The following is a 17,667-nucleotide window of genomic DNA, read 5'->3' as shown; positions in this document are numbered from 1 at the left end:
GTGACGATGAGGTTCGACGCCGCGGTACTGCGCTCGTACGAGGGCGGGTTCGCCGTCGAGGAGGTGGTCCTGAACGGGGGGCCGGCCGACGGCGAGGTCCTGGTGCGGATCGCGGGCTGCGGGATGTGCCGCACCGACCTCGCGGTCCGGCGTTCGGCGGGCCGCTCGCCGCTGCCGGCGGTGCTCGGGCACGAGGGGGCCGGGGTCGTGGTGGAGACCGGCGGCCCGCACACCGGGCTGAGCGTCGGCGACCACGTCGTGCTGAGCTTCGACTCCTGCGGACACTGCCGGAACTGCCTGGGCGCGGCCCCCGCCTACTGCGACTCCTTCGCCGCGCTCAACCTCTTCGGCGGGCGCAAGGAGGACGCGGCGCGGTTCACCGACGCGGCCGGGGGCGAACTGGCCCCCCGGTGGTTCGGCCAGTCCTCGTTCGCCGAGTACGCGATGGTTCCGGCGCGCAACGCCGTCCGGGTCGACCGCTCACTGCCCGTCGACCTGCTCGGGCCGCTCGGCTGCGGCTTCCTGACCGGTGCCGGGGCGGTGTTCAACTCCTTCGGCGCCGGCCCCGGCGACACCGTCGTGGTCCTCGGCGCGGGGGCGGTGGGCCTGGCCGCGGTGATGGCGGCCACGGCCGCCGGGGCGGTGACCGTGGCCGTCGACCGGTACCCCGAACGGCTGGACCTCGCCGAGCGGTTCGGCGCGATCCCGCTGCGCGCCGGACCAGCCGACCAGGCCTCCGGGCCCGACCCTGTCCCCCGGCCCGGACTGGCCGAGCGGATCCAGCGGCTGACCGACGGCGGCGCGCAGTACGCACTGGACACCACGGCCTCCGCCCCGCTGATCAACGAGGCGCTCCGGGCCCTGCGCCCGACCGGCCACCTCGGGCTGGTCGCCCGGCTCCGCACCACACTGCCGCTCGATCCGGGGACACTGGACCGGGGCCGGCGGATCTCCCACATCTGCGAGGGGGACGCGGTGCCGGCCCTGCTGATCCCCCGGCTGACCCGGCTGTGGCAGGCCGGGAAGTTCCCCTTCGACCAGCTGATCCGCCGGTACCCGCTCGCCGCCGTCAACGAGGCCGAACGCGACTGCGACGCGGGCCGGGTGGTCAAACCCGTCCTGGTCCCGGAGCGGAGCGCCCGCTGAGCGAGGCGCTCCGCCCGGTGGCTCGCTACACCCGGGGCTTGTGCGCGAACACCCAGCGGTTGCCCTCCAGCGCGTCGTTCGGCTCGGGCAGGGGGCCGCGTCCGTGCTGGTGGGTGAAGTCGAAGGGGGTGTGGACCGAGGTGATCCAGCCCTTGCCGGCCAGGGCGCCCGCGGAGTCGGGCCGCGGCTCTGCGTCGAACAGATCGAGCAGGTCGATGCCGATCTGGTGCTTCGTCGAGGTGTAGAGCGGGCTCTCGCGGTAGTCCAACAGGCTCTTCTCCAGCTTGACCTCGTACGCCATGGCGCTGCCGCCCGCGCTCAACCGGCCGACCGTGTCGATGAGTTGCGTCTCCACGCCGTTGGGCAGGTAGAAGAGCAGCCCCTCCGCCAGCCAGACGCTCGGCACGGCCGCGTCGAAGCCGGCCTCGGTCAGCGCTGCGGCCCAGTCGGCGCACAGGTCGGCGGCGACCGGGACGCGCGCCGCCTTCGGGGAGGCCGACAGCCCGCCGAGCACCCCGTGCTTGAAGGCCAGTACGCCCTCCCGGTCGACCTCGAAGACCGTGCAGCCGGGAGGCCAGTCGAGCCGGAACGCCCGCGTGTCCAACCCGGCGCCGAGCAGGACCACTTGACGGGCGCCCGAGTGCACCGACCGGAGCAGGAAGTCGTCGAGGACCCTCGTCCGCAGACCGAAGTAGCGCGCGAACCGCCCCCACAGCGGGTTCGCGTCCCCGTCCGGCACCTGGTGCATCCGGACCGGCCAGCCCGCGGACGCCGGCGCGGCGAGCACGAAGTGCTCCGCGTAGACGTCCTGCGCCAGGGTGTCGTCCCGGTGGGTCTCGATCGCGCGTGCCGCGGCGACCAGGAGGGCCGTCAGACCGACACCGCCCTCCACCCCCTCCACACCGGTGCTCCGGTGCGCCGTACCGACCATGTGTCCTCCTCTTGAAGCGAGTTGAGAACGCGAACAGCGAGGAATGCGACTGCCTCCTCACTATCCAGCCGGCCCGCGCCCGCCCGGGAGCGCTCCCACCGGATCCACCCGACCGGGTGAATCCCGCCGTCGCGGCGCCCGGACGCCCCCCGGGTGTGCTGCTCACCGACCGCGGCGTGCCCCAGACCTCCGGCGGCGTGGACTCCCGGACCGCCCGCGCCCCGCCGCCCCCTCCCCGAGGCGCCGGGGCGCTTCGGGGAGGTACGGGGAGGTACGGGGAGGTACGGGGAGATACGGAGCGGGGTCAGGTCTTGCGCAGGGCCGGGGCCGGGGCGCCGACGAGGAGCCGGCGGACGGCGTCCCAGGCGGTGCGCTGGGCGGCGGCGCAGGCGCGGGTGTCGGAGCCGAGCAGGCGGAGCCAGGCGCCGCTGTCGTGCGGGAGGACGCTGACGCCGTGCAGCAGGCCGCTGCCGGCCAGGGCCTCGTGCAGGGTGTCGGCGACCTGCGCGGCGGGGGCGAGCGGCGTGACGACGTAGAGGCTCGCCATGACGTCGTGGCCGGCCAGGACCGCCGGGCCGGTCACGCCGGCCTCCGGCGGCTCCAGCCGGACGGTGTCGAGGGCGATCAACTGGCCGTCGGGGCGCCGCACTTCGAGGTCGGAGGCGAACACCTGGTAGGCGTTGCGCTCGCCCCGGGCGAGGCGGCCGGCGAGGACGGTCTCGCCGGCCAGCACGGTGGCGGTGGGGTCGACGGTGAGGACGGTGCGCTGGTAGAGCCGGGAGTCGACGAAGGGGATGACGGGCTCGGGCAGGTACTCGACGTAGGCGCGGGGGCCGGCGTCCAGGTTGACCAGCTGCGTCGCGTAGTCGAACTCCATCCGGTAGACCTTGGTGGCCGCCTGGGTGGTGAGGTGGGTCGCGGTGTCGGCGCCGCAGCGCAGGTCGGTGCGGAGCCGGTCGGCCTGGAGGATGCCGCCGCCGGTGGACATCAGGAAGGTGACGGCGAGGTCCGGGCGGGCCGGGTCGAAGTAGAGCGGGCGCATGATCTGCAGCGGCGACTTCTGGTAGTGGCCGGTGAGTTCGGTGCGTTCGCCGATCCGTTCGAAGGCCAGCTCCAGCAGGCCGACCTTGCCGGGGCGCCCTACGCCCAGGGTGTCGGGCGTCCCGGCGTACCGGCGGACGGCGTACGGGACGCGGGCCGGCTCGTAGTGCCGCGGATCGAGCCGGGGCACGGCGGCCTCGGCGGCCTCCCCCGCAACCGCTTCCCCCGCGGCCACGGTGACGGTCATGCCGGGACCTTGCGGAAGGTCTCCAGGAAGGTGGCGATCTCGTCCAGCCCGTGCCCGGTGAGGCAGTTGGTGAGCACGACCGGCCCGCCCTCGCGGACGCGGTGGGCGTCGGACTCCATGATGCCGAGGTCCGCGCGGACGTACTGGGCGATGTCGATCTTGTTGATGACCAGCAGGTCGGACTCGGTGATGCCCGGACCGCGCTTGCGGGGCATCTTCTCGCCCTCGGCGGTGTCCAGGACGAAGAGGAAGAGGTCTACCAGGACGGGGCTGAAGGTCAGCGTGAGGTTGTCGCCGCCGGACTCGAACAGCAGGGTGTCGACGTCGGGGAAGCGCTCCAGCATCTCGGCGCCGGCCGCGAGGTTCATCGTCGGGTCGTCCCGGACGGCGGTGTGCGGGCAGGCGCCGGTCTCGACGCCGACGACCCGCTCGGGGTCGAGGACGCCGGCCAGGGTGCGACGCACGTGCTGCGCGTCCTCCTGGGTGTAGATGTCGTTGGTGATGACCGCCGGGCGGTGGCCGTTGGCGATCAGCACCGGGACGAGGGCCTCGATGAGCGCCGTCTTGCCGGAGCCGACCGGCCCGCCGATGCCCACGCGGAGCACGTTCTCGGTCATTGCTGTCTCCTTCTGATGCGGTGTGACGTTGGTTCTGCGTCCGGGAGGAGCGGGAGCTGCGACACTCCGGCGCCCGCCCGCACCTCCCGGACGCGGTTCAGCTGGCGAACAGCCGGGCCTCGGCCCGTTCGTGGCGTCCTGACATCGCGTCGGCGACCGGCACGCACCCGCCCAGGTCGTCCAACTCCCGGTCGAGGGCGGCCCGTACGGTCTCCTCGATCACCGGCGCCGCGGCCCGCAGCACCACCTGCGCCTTGCGGTGGTCGGTCAGCCGCAGCCGCAGGGCGGCGCCGACGAAGCTGGTGCAGAAGGCGAACAGGTCGCTGGCGACGGCCTGGTCGACGGGTACGGCGGCGGAGGCGTAGGCGACTCCTGCGGCCACCGGCTGGGAGCCGGGGGCCTGCTTGGCGGCGACCAGTTCGGCGTACCGGTCCAGCGGTTCGCCGCCGATCGACTCCCGGGCGATGTCGAGGAGTTGGCGCCCGGTCCGGGTGGAGGCCAGGCGCAGCTCGCGGTTGAGCTTGGTGGCGTGCAGCCGCTGGTCCACCTCGACCAGCAGGCCCCAGTCACCGGCCCGGGCGGCGCCGTGGGCGAGGGCGAGCGCGGTGGCGTCGCCGGGGCCGACCGAGTGGCGCAGCAGGTCGGTGAGCAGGTCGGGCATGGTGTCCGCGGTGACGGCCTTGGCCTGGGCGTAGCCCTCCAGGCCGTGCGAGAGGGTGTAGAAGCCGCTGGGGAAGGCGGAGTCGGTCAGCTGGAGGCTGACCAGCAGGGCGTCGAGGCCTCCCCCGGGTCCGGAAGGGCCGGGCCCGGGCGAACCGGACCCCGAAGCGCCGCTCACGCGAGGTAGAACAGGTGGTTGAGCGGGAGTTCGCGGGCGGGCTCGATGGTGGCCGGCTCGCCGTCCAGGGTGACCTTGTAGGTCTCCGGGTCGACGGCGATCTTCGGCAGCGCGTCGTTGCGGACCATGTGCTGCTTGCCGACCGAGCGGCAGCGCCGCACGGGCAGGACCCGGCTGTCCAGCCCGAGTTGGGCCGGGACGCCGAGGTCGATGGCGGCCTGCGACATGAAGGAGACCCGGGTGGCCTGCTTGGCCCGGCCGAGCGCGCCGTACATCGGGCGGTAGTAGACGGGCTGCGGGGTGGGCAGCGAGGCGTTCGGGTCGCCCATCAGCGCCCAGTTGATGACGCCGCCCTTGATGACCATCTTGGGCTTGGCGCCGAAGGAGTTGATCGGCCAGAGCACGATGTCGGCGAGCTTGCCGCTCTCCAGCGAGCCGATGTGGTCGGCGGTGCCGGAGGCGATGGCCGGGTTGATGGTGAGCTTGGCGAGGTAGCGCAGGACGCGGAAGTTGTCGTTGCGCTCGGTGTCGCCGTCGAGCTTGCCGCGCTGGTCCTTGCAGTGGTGGGCGGTCTGGAAGGCGCGGGTGAAGGACTCCCCGATCCGGCCCATCGCCTGCGAGTCCGAGGAGAAGATCGAGATGACGCCCTCGTCGTGCAGGACGGTCTCGGCGGCGATCGTCTCGGCGCGGACCCGGGAGTCGGCGAAGGAGACGTCCTCGGGGATGTCGTGGCTGAGGTGGTGGCAGACCATCACCATGTCCAGCAGCTCGTCGACCGAGTTGACGGTGTAGGGCAGCGTGGGGTTGGTGGAGGACGGCAGGACGTTGGGCTCGCCGGCGATCCGCATGATGTCGGGGGCGTGGCCGCCGCCCGCGCCCTCGGTGTGGAAGGTGTGGATGGTGCGGCCGTCGATGGCGGAGAGGGTGTCCTCGAAGAAGCCGCCCTCGTTGAGGGTGTCCGTGTGGATGGCCACCTGGACGTCGTACTCGTCGGCGACGCCGAGCGCGCTGTCGATGGCGGCGGGGGTGCTGCCCCAGTCCTCGTGCACCTTGAGGCCGCAGACGCCGGCCTCGACCTGCTCGCGCAGGGCGCCGGGCAGCGAGCCGTTGCCCTTGCCGAGGAGTCCGACGTTGACCGGGAGGTCCTCGACCGCCTGGTACATCCGGTGGATGTTCCACGGGCCGGGGGTGCAGGTGGTGCCGTTGGTGCCGTCGGAGGGGCCGGTGCCGCCACCGATGAGGGTGGTGATGCCGTTGCTCAGCGCCTCCTGCACCTGCTGCGGGGCGATGAAGTGGATGTGGGTGTCGATGCCGCCGGCGGTGGCGATCAGGTGCTCGCCGGAGATCACCTCGGTGCCGGGGCCGATGACCAGCCGGGGGTGCACGCCGCTCTGGGTGTGCGGGTTGCCGGCCTTGCCGACGGCGGTGATGAAGCCGTCCTTGACGCCGATGTCGCCCTTGACCACGCCGAGGACGGCGTCCATCACGACGACGTTGGTGATCACCAGGTCCAGCGCGCCCTGGGCGGAGGTGGCGGCCGGGTCCTGGGCCATGCCGTCGCGGATGCCCTTGCCGCCGCCGTAGACGGCCTCGTCGCCGTAGTGGCCCTGGTTGAAGTCCTTCTCGATCTCGACGACGAGGTTGGTGTCGGCGAGGTGGAAGCGGTCGCCGACGGTGGGCCCGAAGAGATCGGTGTACTGCTTGCGGGACAGCGTGGCCATCAGCGGTCGCCTTCCTTGTGGTCGAGGTTGGTGCCCTTGAACCCGAGGGCGATCGCCCGGTCGATCGCCCGGGCGCGGGTGTCGGCCGACCTGATGCCGCCGTCGACGAGGTTGCTGAAGCCGATCAGGCGGCCGTGGCCGCCGAACTCGGCGAGCGTGACGTCCTTGGTGTCGCCCGGCTCGAAGCGGACGGCGGTGCCGGCCGGGATGTCCAGGTGCTTGCCGTAGGCGGCGTTGCGGTCGAAGTCGAGGGCGCGGTTGGCCTCGAAGAAGTGGTAGTGCGAGCCGACCTGGATCGCCCGGTCGCCGGTGTTGCTGACCGTGATGGTGACCTGGGCGCGACCGGCGTTGATCTCCACCGGGTCGTCGCCGTACAGGTACGTGGCGCCACCAGACATGGCGGGCCCTTCCTCTCTGTCAGTTCAGTTCAGTCGGTTCAGTTCAGTCGGTTCAGTGATGTGTGTGGCCGTGGGTGTGCCCGCCGGTGGCACCGTGGCCGTGCCCGTGGCCGTGCCCGTGGCCGTGCGAGTGGTCCCCGCCGGGGCCGTGGCTGTGGGCGTAGCCGTGCCCGTGCTCGGCGTCGAGGCCGGCCAGGATGCCGTCCTCGCCATGGCCGAGCAGGTGCAGGGCCGCCGCGGTGCGGGCCGCGACGACGCCGGCGATCGCGGACGGCCGCAGCAGCGGCCCGCCGTCCCGCACCCCGGGCAGTTCGGTGCGCAGCGCCGGTCCGAACGAGGCTGGGACGGCCGTCACTTCGCGGGCGCCGAGCAGCCGGCAGCGTTCGGCGCCCTCGGCGAGGTCGGGGTCGCCACCCGCGAAGGCCACCTCGACCCAACGGTGGTGGCCGTACTGGCGGACCAGCCGGGCGATCCGGAACAGGTCCGCGTCCTCGAAGGGGCCGGCCGCCGGGGCGGTGACCAGCACGGCGCCGTCGGGCCCGGGGGCGGCGGAGGCCGCGGCCCGCAGCCAGCCGACGAGGTGGTCCTTGCCGCCGAACGCCCCGGTCAGGGCGAGTCGTCCGCGCCCCTCCCCTGCTGCCAGCCAGCGCAGCGCCCGGGCGGTGTCGGCCACCAGCTTCGGGTCGCGGCCCAGCGTCATCGGGACGACGCACACCGGGCCGTCGGTGGCGGCCAGCGCCGAGCGGACGGCCTCGCCGAGCGCCCGGCCGGCGGCGGCCGCGGCGTGGACGGCGGGCTCGCGCTCCACCAGGGCGGCCAGGTCCCGGCCGCCGTCGCTCTCGTGCCCGCCCGCCAGCACCACCGTGGCGGCGGGTACCGGGGCCGAGGTCGGCGCGGGCGTGGGGGCCGAGGTCGACCCGGGCGTCGGACCGGTCGCCGCTTCCGCCTGACGTACCGTCATGGCTCAGGCACCCACCGGGTCGTGGCAGGAGACCAGCTTGGTGCCGTCCAGGAACGCGGCCTCGACCTGGAGCAGCGGCAGCATCTCGCGGACGCCGGGCATGACGTCCTCGCCGCTGACGACCTGCTTGCCGATCTCCATGCACTCGGCGACGGTGCGCCCGTCCCGGGCGCCCTCCATGATCGCCTCGCTGATCAGCGCGCAGGCCTCGCTGTAGTTCAGTTTCACACCGCGGTCGCGGCGTTTGCGGGCCAGATCGGCCACGACGTAGATGTACAGCTTGTCCATCTCACGCGGGGCGAGATTCACGGGAATCACTCTTCCTTTCCGAGGGAACTCCGCAGGAACTCCGAATGAACACGCCTGTCACGGGCGGGAATTCGGGCTACCGAAACCCGGTCAGACTCTGCGCAGCCGGGGAATGGCCGGCACCGCCGCCAGGAACAGCATGGTGGTCAGGACGAACGGCCAGGTGAAGGCGTGGCCGCCGAACGGCGCGGTGGCGGCGGCCAGCGCCGGGGTCAGGACGGTCGCGGCGGCCGCGCCGAGGACGGCGTAGGCCGCGCTCCACCCGCCGGGGGCGACGAACACGCCGCACAGCGCCATCGCGACGAGCACCCCGCTGTACCCGAGCAGCCCCTGGCCGACGGCGTCGGCGGGCGCGCCGAGCGCCCAGGCGGTGAGCAGCCCGGTCGCGCTGCCCGCGCAGGCCAGCAGGCCGGCCGGGCGGCTGGCCGCGAAGATGCCGGCCAGGAACAGCAGGCCGACGTACCACTGGGGCATGAAGAAGATCTGGCCGATGTTGGCGAAGAACCCGTGCCACAGTTGGTCCCAGGTCAGCCCGGTCGGGCCGGCGGCCGGCCCGGCCAGGGCGGTCGGGGCGCCGGCGCCGTGCCACAGGTGGCGGAAGCCGGGCGCCGCGGCCGTCGTCGCGGTGGCGACCAGGCAGAACGGCGCGGTGAGCGCGGGCAGTTTCCAGCTGTCGAGCACCGCGCCGAGGCCCGCGGTGACCACCACGGCGACGACGGCGCCGAGGACGGCCGCCGCGACGGTGGCGGGGTGGTCGGGGCCGAGGAACACCGCGCACCCCAGCGCCACCAGGCAGCCGTTGTAGCCGTGCAGCCCGGCCTCGACGGCGTCGCGCGCCAGCCGCAGGCCGTACGCGACGGCGGTTCCGACGGCGCTGCCGAGCAGGCCGTAGACGCCGTAGCGCCAGCCGGCCGCGAAGAGTGCGGCCACGAAGAACAGGCCGCAGACGGCGGACGGCATGAAGTCCACCTGCGCGACGCCGCGCAGGACTTCGACGGCTAACTTGAGGGATATCGGGCGGGCGGCCTCGGAGGCCCCCGGCTCACCCTTTTTCTGACCCATACTTCGCACCAATTCCCGGTACGGCTTTTCACGGCATGGCGAATAGTCCCGCAAGGCTGCTCGGCTTTACTCGCGAGCACGCCCGGCGATTCCTCCGGAACCGTACTCCTGCAGAATGCCGGTCGGCGCGGACACGACCGGTTACACCCTTATGGCGAAGGGTGATCATCAGGCCTCTGAGCTGCAACAATATGTTGATTGCGCAGGTCAGTGACCCCCCTGCGGAGAGCCATTCTTTGCGAAGTTTTACTTGCGACAGACGAAAACGAGAAGGTGGTCATGCCAAGGAATTCGACACGAAGCCGCCCCGGTCAGGCAATTCGGACATCCGGCGCCGCGAAAAGGCGGCGCAGCGCTGCGGGAATGTGGCGGAAATGTGTATGCGCCGCGTTGGAAAGCAGCCGGGCCTGCGGACGCGGGCCCGCGGGCACGAACCGGCCGCCGGGCCCCGGCAGCGCGGGAGCGGGCCGGTGGCCGGTGGCCGGTGGCGGCCTCCGGGACGCCTGCGGGCTACCGGCAGTGGGGCGGTCGGACTATCGTTAGTTAGCGAAAGCTATCGAAGTACTCTCCGACTGGCGGCCCCGGTCTGCCACTCATCTGGGGGCAGCGGTGGCGACGAAGATCCCGAACAACGGCAGGCGCCGGCCCGTCCGCGCGGTCCGCGGAGCCGTGGCGGCGGACCATCCCCGGTACAAGTGGGTCGCCCTCTCCAACACCACGCTCGGCACCCTGATCGCCACCGTCAACGCCTCGATCGTCCTGATCTCCCTCCCCGCGATCTTCAACGGCATCGGCCTCGACCCGCTCCAACCCGGCAACGTCAGCTACCTGTTGTGGATGCTGATGGGCTACATGCTGGTCACCGCCGTCCTGGTGGTCACCCTCGGCAGGCTGGGCGACATCCACGGCCGGGTGCGGATCTACAACGCCGGCTTCCTGATCTTCACCCTCACCTCGGTGGCCCTCTCCCTCGACCCGCTGCACGGCGGGCCGGGCGCGCTGTGGCTGATCGGCTGGCGGGTGGTGCAGGCGATCGGCGGCTCGATGCTGATGGCCAACTCGGCCGCGATCATCACCGACGCGTTCCCGGCCCACCGGCGCGGCATGGCGCTGGGGGTGAACATCGTCGCGGGCATCGCCGGCTCCTTCATCGGCCTGGTGCTGGGCGGGCTGCTGGCCGAGTGGAACTGGCGGTCGATCTTCTGGGTCAACGTGCCGATCGGCATCCTCGGCACGGTCTGGGCCTACCGGTCGCTGCGCGAGACCGGCGTACGGCGGCCCGCCCGGATCGACTGGTGGGGCAACGTCACCTTCGCCGTCGGCCTGACCGCCCTGCTCGCCGCGATCACCTACGGCATCCAGCCCTACGGCGGCCACACCATGGGCTGGACCAGCCCCTGGGTGATGGGCGGGCTGTCCGGCGGCGTGGCGCTGCTGATCGCCTTCTGCCTGGTCGAGTCCAGGGTCGCCGAGCCGATGTTCCCGCTGGCGCTGTTCCGCGACCCGGTCTTCGCCGGCGGCAACGCGGCCACCCTGCTGGGCTCGATCGCCCGCGGCGGCCTCCAGTTCATGCTGATCATCTGGCTGCAGGGGATCTGGCTGCCGCTGCACGGCTACGACTACGCCGACACTCCGCTGTGGGCGGGCATCTACCTCGTCCCGCTGACCGTCGGCTTCCTGGCCGCCGGGCCGGTCTCGGGCTACCTCTCCGACCGGGCCGGGGCCCGGCTGTTCGCCTCCGGTGGACTGGTGGTGATGGCCCTGTCCTTCGCCGGACTGCTGCTCCTGCCCACCGACTTCGGCTACCCGTGGTTCGCCGTCCTGGTGTTCCTCAACGGCTTGGGCGGCGGCCTGTTCGCGGCCCCCAACACCTCGCTGATCATGTCGAGCGTGCCGGCCGAGGCCCGCGGCGCCGCCTCCGGCATGCGGGCCACCTTCCAGAACGCCGGCATGGTGCTCTCGATCGGCGTCTTCTTCTCGCTGATGGTGGCCGGCCTGGCCGGCTCGCTGCCGCACACCCTCACCGCCGGACTGACCGCGCAGGGCGTGCCCGCCGCCGACGCGCACACCATCGCCTCGCTGCCACCGGTCGGCACGCTCTTCGCCGCGTTCCTCGGGTACAACCCGATCCAGCAGCTGCTGGGCCCGCACGTGCTCGGCATGCTGCCGGCGGCCAACGCCCGGACGCTGACCGGCCGGGAGTTCTTCCCGCAACTGATCTCGGGCCCCTTCCACGACGGCCTGGTCGTGGTGTTCTGGCTGGCGATCGCCATGTCGCTGGTCGCCGCAGCGGCCTCGCTGGTCCGCGAGCGGACCGGGCCGCGCCACACCCGCCGCACCCGGCCGGGCGCGGCCGGGCCCGCCGAACGGCCCGGTGTGAGCCGGCCCGCACCGCGCGGAAAGGCCCGCAGGCCATGACCGGACGCGATGCCGTGACCGGCGCCGACACCGCGACCGACGCCGAGGCCGAGGCCGAGGCCGGTCTCTCCGCCGAGGCCGTCGTCCGGCTGCGCCTGGCGATCGGCCGGCTCAACCGGCAGATGGCCCGCGCCTCCGGCGGCCAGGACCTCACCGTCGCCCAACTCTCCGCCCTGGCCCGGGTGGAGGTGCACGGCCCGCTGCGGCTCGGCGAACTCGCCGCGCGGGAGGGGGTGGCCGTGCCGTCCGTGCTCCGCACGATCGCCCCGCTGACCGCCGACGGCCTGATCGCCAAGACCCCCGACCCGCTGGACGGCCGCTCCCAGCTGCTCGAACTCACTCCGGCCGGCCTGGCGGCGATCACCCGGATCCGCCGGGAGCGCTCCGCCCTGCTGGCCCGCCGCAGCGCGCGGCTCACCCCGCAGCAGTGCCGCCAACTGGAGTCGGCCGTACCGCTGTTGGAGTTGCTGCTGGACGATCCCGACGCGGCCTTCCCCGGCCAGGCCTGCCCCGATCCGTCCTACCCCGACCCGCCCTGCCCCGACCCGCCCTGCCCTGACCCGCCCTGCCCCGACCGGCGCGACTCCGCCGGCTGAGGCAGCGCTCCTCGGGGCGCCTACGCCGTCTCGCGGAGGAATCCGGTGAGCAACTCGAAGGTCTCCTCGGGCCGTTCGAGGCCGGGGAAGTGGCCGGCCCAGGGCAGTTCGAGCCGGCGGGCGCCGGGGATCCGGGTCGCCAAGGAGTCGGCGATCTGCCGGAAGTCGTCCACGTCGTGGCCGCCGGTCACGACCAGGCAGGGCGCCGTGATCCGGGAGAGGTCCGCTTCGTCGTCGGTGGGGCCGATCTCGGCGTCCGCCTGCACCTCGAAGGCGCGCCGCTGCATCCGGCGGACGAGTTCGCGGGCCTCGTCGCCCGCCTCCGGGCCGAGCCAGGTCTCGACGTTGAGCTCGACGGCGCCCTCGACGTCCCCGGTCGCGAGGAGTTCCCGCTCCCGCGCGGCGAAGGACATCAGGGCGTCGCCGGCGACGTGCTCGGCCGCCCCGGAGCAGAGCAGGGCCAGCGCGGTGACGGCCCCGGGGCGCAGCGCCGCCACGTCCATGGCGATCTTCCCCCCGTACGAGGCGCCGATCAGCGCGGTGCTCTCGACGCCCAGGTGGTCGAGGAGCGCCAGCACGTCCTGCGCGTCGCTGTACGGGGCGTCGGCCGGCGGCGTGTCGCCGAAGGCCCGGAAGTCGCCCCGGATCACCCGGTAGCCCGCGTCGACCAGCCCCTGCCACTGCGGGTCCCACATCCTCCGATCGCACACGGACGAGTGCAGCAGCACCACGGTGGGGCGGTCGCCCGGCAGGTCATGAGATACGTCATGGGAGAGGATCATCCGCGGATCGTATCGACGCCTCTGGGGGACGCCAACCGGTTTGGTGATCGGAGGGAGTAAGCGCTTTGGGCCGCTTCCGGGCTCTAGGTGGGTGAGGAGGTGCTCATGGGAGGCACGAAGACCGACCGGGACGAGGAGTTCCAGGCGTTCATCGTCGGGGCCTGGCCACGGCTGCTGCGGACGGCGTACCTGTTGGCCGGGGAGCAGTACGCGGCCGAGGACCTGGTGCAGTCCGCGGCGGAGAAGGCCTGCGCGGCCTGGGCGAAGGTGCGACGGGCCGGCGATCCGCACAGCTACGTGCGGCGGATCCTGGTGAACGAACACGCCCGCCGCTGGCGCCGCCGCGCGCCGGAGCTGCTGGTGTACGCCGTGCCGGACGAGGCCGGAGCAGAGGACTGCTACGCCCGCTCCGACCAGCGCGGCGCGCTGATGACGGCGCTGGCCGCCCTGCCGGCCCGCCAGCGCGAGGCCGTGGTGCTGCGGTACTGGGAGGACCTGAGCGACAGTCAGGCCGCCGAGGCGATGGGCTGCTCGACGGGCGCCGTACGCAGCCACGCGGCCAAGGGGATCGCGAGACTGCGGGGGGCCGCAGCGCTGAAGGAAATCAAGGGCATGACGAGCATCGGAGGTGCGGTATGAGCGCGGGCGGCAACGGCGGGACGGTCGGCATGGGCGCGGCGGGCGACGACGGCGACGTGTGGGTCGGACTCGGCCTGGCGGAGGTGGCGGCCGGGGCCAGGATCAGCCCGGCGCCGATGGCGGACATCATGGCGGGCGGCCGCCGGATCCGGCGCCGTCGCCGGTCGGTGGTCGGCGCGCTCGCACTGGCCTCGGTGGTGGTGCTGGGCGGCGGGACGATGGCGGGTCTGCACAGCTCCCCCGCGAGCAGCGGCGCCCAGGCGCTCGTCCCGGCCAACGGCGGTCCCGGCGGCGGCACCGGGGGCGGCCCGGCCGCCCAGCCGTCCGGCACGGCGACGGCCGAGCGGGACCCGTTCACCCCGGTCCGGGTGACGCTCGCCCAGGGCAACACCCCTGACGGCAAGACGTGGAAGCTCTGGACGGCGCTCTGGCCGGTCGCCCCGAAGGAGCGGGCGTACGAGCAGGCGGTGGCCGTCTGGGAGGAGCGCCACGCCGTCGACTCCTCGCTCGACAAGCCGACGGAGGCGTACGTCCAGCAGTACTGGCAGCCCAACGAGGACGTCGTGAACGACTACGTCACCCTGGACGGGGTGCGCCAGCCGCACGACAACGCGGGCAGCTACCCGGCGCCGGGCCACCTCGACCCGCGGATGGCCGACACGTTCAGCGGCGGCCTGATGGGCGCCCGGGACAAGTCCGGCACGCCCGGTCCGCTCCCGATCAAGCTCGCCGTGATGGCCCTCGGCCCGGACGTCGGCAAGGTCCTGGTGACCTGGTCGGACGGCACGGTCATGGAGCCGTGGCTGAAGGCCGTCGGGGATTCCCCGTACCAGCGGCTGGTGGTCCCCGAGCAGCCGGGCAAGAAGGTGACGTCGTGGCAGTTCTTCGACAAGAACGGCGCCAAGCTGCCGGACGCCGGCGTGAAGATGCTGTCCGAGTAGCGGTCGGCGCGACCGGCTGAACACGACCGGCTGAACACGACCGGGCGGCCACGACCGCCCGACCAGGCCCGCGGGGCGGTCGGCGTGCGGGACGGTCAGCGTGCGGGGCGGTCAGCGTGCGGGGCGGTCAGCGTGCGGGGCGGTCGGCGTGCGGGGCGGTCGGTGCGCATCGCGGAAACGTGGGAGAAAGTGCTCCCCCGGTCGAGGGAGGTCATCGGCGGGCCGCCCGAGCAGACTGGCGATCACAGCCGGGGAGGACTTCCCGGCCTCCCCTTGATTGCACCGGAGTTGACTCGTGCGTGAGCAGATGTGGCAGCCGCTTTCCTCCCGACCTTCCTCCTGGCGTTCGTCCCGGCTTTCCTCCGGGCTTTCCTTCCGGCGCCCGCAGGCCGGTCGGCGCGGGGTCGTCGTGGCGGCGGCGGCCGCGGTGGCCGTCGGCGTCATGACCGCGGGCACCGCGCTGGCGCCGTCCACGGCGGCCGCCGCCCCCCGCCCGGACAGCGTCCAGCAGGGGCTGAACGCGCTGGTCCGCGACGACGGCCTGCCCGCCACGCTGGCCAGCGTCCAGGGCCGTGACGGCCGCACCCGCACCTACACCGCGGGGGTCGGCGACGTCACCACCCGCGCGAAGGTGCCGGTCGACGGCCAGGTGCGGATCGGCAGCAACACCAAGACGTTCACGGCGGTGGTCGTGCTGCAGCTGGTCGGCGAGGGGAAGATCGGCCTCGACGAGCCCGTCGAGTCCTACCTCCCGGGCCTGGTCCGCGGCGACGGCATCGACGGGCGCCACATCACGGTCCGCCAGCTCCTCCAGCACACCAGCGGGCTCCCGGACTACGAGGGAGACCTCGACGAACCCTCCCTCCAGCACCGGTACTTCGAGCCGCGCGACCTGCTGGACATCGCCTTCCAGCACAAGGCCGACTTCGCCCCGGGGGCGGGCTTCAAGTACAGCAGCACCAACTACGTGCTCGCCGGCCTGGTCGTCCAGAAGGTCACCGGCCGCCCCATCGCCGAGCAGATCGACCAGCGCATCATCAAGCCCCTCGGCCTGCGGCACACCTACTACCCCGCCCAGGGCGATCGGACCATCCGCGAGGCCCACCCCCAGGGCTACCGCAAGGACGCGGCCGACGGGCACCTGATCGACTTCACCGAGATGGACCCCTCCGCGGGCGGGGCGGCGGGCCAGATGATCTCCACCAACTCCGACGTCAACCAGTTCTTCACCGCCCTCCTCGGCGGCCGCCTCCTGCAACCGGCCCAGCTCGCCCAGATGCGCACCACCGTCCCCATCGGCGACAGCGGCGCCGCCTACGGCCTGGGGCTCATCAGCCGGCCGCTGTCCTGCGGCGGCGTCTACTGGGGCCACGGCGGCGACATCCCCGGCTACGAGACCCGGGGCGGGGCGACGGACGACGGCCGCGCCGTCAACATCGCGGTGACCACCGTCCCGCCGGACGCCGCCGGCTCGGAGCACGTCGAGAACGTCGTGGACACGGCCCTGTGCCGCTGACCGAAGTCCGGTGAGGGAGTGGGAAGTCGGCGGGTCCGACTTCCCACTCCGCTTTTCCACTCCGCTCAGGTTCTGTCCCGAGGTGAAACCCCTAGAGCTGGGTGACGCCGCCGTCGACGAGCAGTTCCGCGCCGGTGGTGAAGGAGCTCTGGTCCCCGGCCAGGTAGAGGGCGGTGGCGGCGACCTCCTCGGGTCGGCCGATGCGGCCGAGCGGGGTCGTGGCGACGGCCTGATCGACCTGGGGGTACGCCGCCCGCAGCTCGTCGGCCCCGGGGGTCGCGACCGGGCCCGGGGTGAGGGCGTTGACCCGGATGCCCCGGCCGGCGAGTTCGGTGGCCCAGGTGCGGGCGAGGCTGCGGATCGCGGCCTTGGTGGCGGCGTAGACGCCCAGGCCCGGGACGCCGCGCAGGGCCGCGCTGGACGAGAGCAGGACCACCGAGGCGCCGGCCGACAGCAGCGGGAGGGCCTTCTGCACGGTGAAGACCGTGCCCTTGAGGTTCACGGAGGTGGTGTGGTCGTACTCCTCCTCGGTGATCTCGCCGAGCAGGCCGAAGTCCCCGAGGCCGGCGTTGGCCACGACGATGTCGAGCCGGCCGCTGCGCTCCGTGATCTCGGCGAAGAGCCGGTCGAGGTCGTCGAGCTTCGACACGTCGCCCCGGACGCCGATGCCCCGGCTGCCGACCTGCTCGACGGCGGCCGCCAGTTCGGCTTCGCGGCGGCCGGTGAGGTAGACGGTCGCCCCCTCGGCGGCGAAGCGGCGGGCGATGGCCAGGCCGATGCCGGTGGAGGCGCCGGTGACGAGGGCGGTCTTGTTGTCCAGCTGTCCCATGAGATTCTCCGAATCTTGACGTAACTATTCTTGTTACATTTCTGGGCACAAAAAGCGGCGCGGGAAGCGGCGCAGGAAGCACTGCCACGGCCGAGGCTAGGCGGCCTTCAGCACGTCGCGCAGCACATCCTCCAGCGTGGTCCCCGCCAACTCCCGGCGGAGGGCGGCCTCGATCCCGCCGTAGACGGCGGCCATCACCGGAGCGATGCCGTGGCCCACGACGCACTCGGGGTCGGGCGTGGCGGGGTGCAGGGCGAAGATCGGCCCCGGCTCCACCGCCTCGTAGACGTCGAGCAGGGTGATCGCCGACAGGTCCCGCGACAGCGTCCAGCCGGCCCCGGCACCCCTTCGCGAGTCGGCCAGGCCCGCCTTGCGCAGCTGGGCCAGCAGGCGGCGGATCACCACGGGATTGGTGTTGACGCTCGTCGCGATCTGCTCGGAGGTGGCGACCTCGTGACCACGGCGCTGGTACAGCCCGATCCAGGTCAGGGCGTGCGCGGCGACGGTCAACCTACTGTTCGCACTCATGCCGCCCATCACCCCTCTCCATGTCGTAACTGTAATAGTTACATCGGCCTACGACAAGCCCCGGCGGAGTCGAGGGGGGAGAGCTTGCGGGCGAGGAGGCCCAGCACCGACATTTAAGTCTGGGGGGTGTGGAGGATCGAGACGCCG

General features: G+C 72.9%; 18 protein-coding genes. 6 read left to right on the top strand and 12 right to left on the bottom strand.

Annotated elements, in window-relative coordinates:
- The first annotated feature begins 6 nt into the window (after window positions 1-6).
- Window positions 7-1,146, top strand: a complete 1,140-nt coding sequence (locus ACFVHI_RS05260; protein WP_380335942.1) for an NAD(P)-dependent alcohol dehydrogenase — start codon at window positions 7-9, stop codon at window positions 1,144-1,146.
- A gap of 25 nt (window positions 1,147-1,171) precedes the next feature.
- On the opposite strand, the gene ACFVHI_RS05255 is transcribed toward ACFVHI_RS05260, so the two are convergent.
- The 9 genes from ACFVHI_RS05255 to ACFVHI_RS05215 all read right to left on the bottom strand — a co-directional run bounded on the left by ACFVHI_RS05255 (window position 1,172) and on the right by ACFVHI_RS05215 (window position 9,271).
- The gene (locus ACFVHI_RS05255; protein ID WP_380335939.1) at window positions 1,172-2,077 is read right to left on the bottom strand and encodes a class I SAM-dependent methyltransferase; all 906 of its coding nucleotides are present in this window, start codon (window positions 2,075-2,077) and stop codon (window positions 1,172-1,174) included.
- 304 nt (window positions 2,078-2,381) lie between these two features.
- Window positions 2,382-3,365 carry an urease accessory protein UreD gene (locus ACFVHI_RS05250; RefSeq protein WP_380335936.1) on the bottom strand — a complete coding sequence of 328 codons (984 nt, stop codon included), beginning with the start codon at window positions 3,363-3,365 and terminating at the stop codon, window positions 2,382-2,384.
- Complete coding sequence (gene ureG, locus ACFVHI_RS05245) at window positions 3,362-3,982, bottom strand: urease accessory protein UreG (protein WP_063349828.1); 621 nt, start codon at window positions 3,980-3,982, stop codon at window positions 3,362-3,364. Before ureG ends, ACFVHI_RS05250 begins: the two co-directional genes overlap by 4 nt.
- A gap of 97 nt (window positions 3,983-4,079) precedes the next feature.
- A complete protein-coding gene (locus tag ACFVHI_RS05240) occupies window positions 4,080-4,820 on the bottom strand; it encodes an urease accessory protein UreF (protein WP_380335933.1) in 741 nt (246 codons plus the stop codon).
- Complete coding sequence (gene ureC / locus ACFVHI_RS05235; protein WP_063349826.1) at window positions 4,817-6,541, bottom strand: urease subunit alpha; 1,725 nt, start codon at window positions 6,539-6,541, stop codon at window positions 4,817-4,819. Before ureC ends, ACFVHI_RS05240 begins: the two co-directional genes overlap by 4 nt.
- Window positions 6,541-6,939 (bottom strand): urease subunit beta, encoded by a 399-nt coding sequence (locus ACFVHI_RS05230; RefSeq protein ID WP_063349825.1) that lies wholly within the window; start codon window positions 6,937-6,939, stop codon window positions 6,541-6,543. The genes ureC and ACFVHI_RS05230 overlap by 1 nt, the downstream gene beginning before the upstream one ends.
- A gap of 52 nt (window positions 6,940-6,991) precedes the next feature.
- Complete coding sequence (locus ACFVHI_RS05225) at window positions 6,992-7,900, bottom strand: sirohydrochlorin chelatase (protein WP_380335929.1); 909 nt, start codon at window positions 7,898-7,900, stop codon at window positions 6,992-6,994.
- A 3-nt stretch (window positions 7,901-7,903) separates the two neighbouring features.
- Window positions 7,904-8,209, bottom strand: coding sequence for an urease subunit gamma (locus tag ACFVHI_RS05220; RefSeq protein ID WP_063349823.1), 306 nt, complete (start codon window positions 8,207-8,209; stop codon window positions 7,904-7,906).
- 90 nt (window positions 8,210-8,299) lie between these two features.
- On the bottom strand, window positions 8,300-9,271 hold the full coding sequence (locus tag ACFVHI_RS05215; protein WP_380335926.1) for an urea transporter: 972 nt from the start codon (window positions 9,269-9,271) through the stop codon (window positions 8,300-8,302).
- A 609-nt stretch (window positions 9,272-9,880) separates the two neighbouring features.
- On the opposite strand from ACFVHI_RS05215, the gene ACFVHI_RS05210 reads away from it, so the two are divergent.
- Window positions 9,881-11,689 carry an MFS transporter gene (locus tag ACFVHI_RS05210; protein WP_380335923.1) on the top strand — a complete coding sequence of 603 codons (1,809 nt, stop codon included), beginning with the start codon at window positions 9,881-9,883 and terminating at the stop codon, window positions 11,687-11,689.
- On the top strand, window positions 11,686-12,285 hold the full coding sequence (locus ACFVHI_RS05205) for a MarR family winged helix-turn-helix transcriptional regulator (protein ID WP_380335921.1): 600 nt from the start codon (window positions 11,686-11,688) through the stop codon (window positions 12,283-12,285). The genes ACFVHI_RS05210 and ACFVHI_RS05205 overlap by 4 nt, the downstream gene beginning before the upstream one ends.
- 20 nt (window positions 12,286-12,305) lie before the next feature.
- Here ACFVHI_RS05205 and ACFVHI_RS05200 read toward each other — a convergent pair whose 3' ends face one another.
- On the bottom strand, window positions 12,306-13,067 hold the full coding sequence (locus tag ACFVHI_RS05200; protein ID WP_063349821.1) for an alpha/beta fold hydrolase: 762 nt from the start codon (window positions 13,065-13,067) through the stop codon (window positions 12,306-12,308).
- Window positions 13,068-13,172: 105 nt separating this feature from the next.
- Between ACFVHI_RS05200 and ACFVHI_RS05195 the strand changes: the two genes are divergently transcribed.
- From ACFVHI_RS05195 to ACFVHI_RS05185, 3 genes are all read left to right on the top strand, one after another.
- The gene (locus ACFVHI_RS05195) at window positions 13,173-13,706 is read left to right on the top strand and encodes a SigE family RNA polymerase sigma factor (RefSeq protein ID WP_063349820.1); all 534 of its coding nucleotides are present in this window, start codon (window positions 13,173-13,175) and stop codon (window positions 13,704-13,706) included.
- Window positions 13,703-14,647 (top strand): hypothetical protein, encoded by a 945-nt coding sequence (locus tag ACFVHI_RS05190; protein ID WP_380335918.1) that lies wholly within the window; start codon window positions 13,703-13,705, stop codon window positions 14,645-14,647. Before ACFVHI_RS05195 ends, ACFVHI_RS05190 begins: the two co-directional genes overlap by 4 nt.
- Window positions 14,648-15,089: 442 nt before the next feature.
- A complete protein-coding gene (locus ACFVHI_RS05185) occupies window positions 15,090-16,163 on the top strand; it encodes a serine hydrolase domain-containing protein (RefSeq protein WP_380336058.1) in 1,074 nt (357 codons plus the stop codon).
- A gap of 91 nt (window positions 16,164-16,254) precedes the next feature.
- On the opposite strand, the gene ACFVHI_RS05180 is transcribed toward ACFVHI_RS05185, so the two are convergent.
- Both ACFVHI_RS05180 and ACFVHI_RS05175 read right to left on the bottom strand, forming a co-directional pair.
- Window positions 16,255-16,992: an SDR family NAD(P)-dependent oxidoreductase gene (locus ACFVHI_RS05180; RefSeq protein ID WP_380335916.1), complete on the bottom strand. Its 738-nt coding sequence runs from the start codon at window positions 16,990-16,992 to the stop codon at window positions 16,255-16,257.
- Window positions 16,993-17,088: 96 nt separating this feature from the next.
- Window positions 17,089-17,520: an Rrf2 family transcriptional regulator gene (locus ACFVHI_RS05175; RefSeq protein ID WP_380335913.1), complete on the bottom strand. Its 432-nt coding sequence runs from the start codon at window positions 17,518-17,520 to the stop codon at window positions 17,089-17,091.
- Window positions 17,521-17,667 lie beyond the last annotated feature (147 nt).

Source organism: Kitasatospora sp. NPDC127121, assembly GCF_042677305.1.
In the GTDB taxonomy this organism is placed as follows: Bacteria; Actinomycetota; Actinomycetes; order Streptomycetales; family Streptomycetaceae; genus Kitasatospora.
The sequence above is the reverse complement of the archived record's forward strand: the minus strand, read 5'-3'. Positions and strand labels throughout refer to the sequence as shown.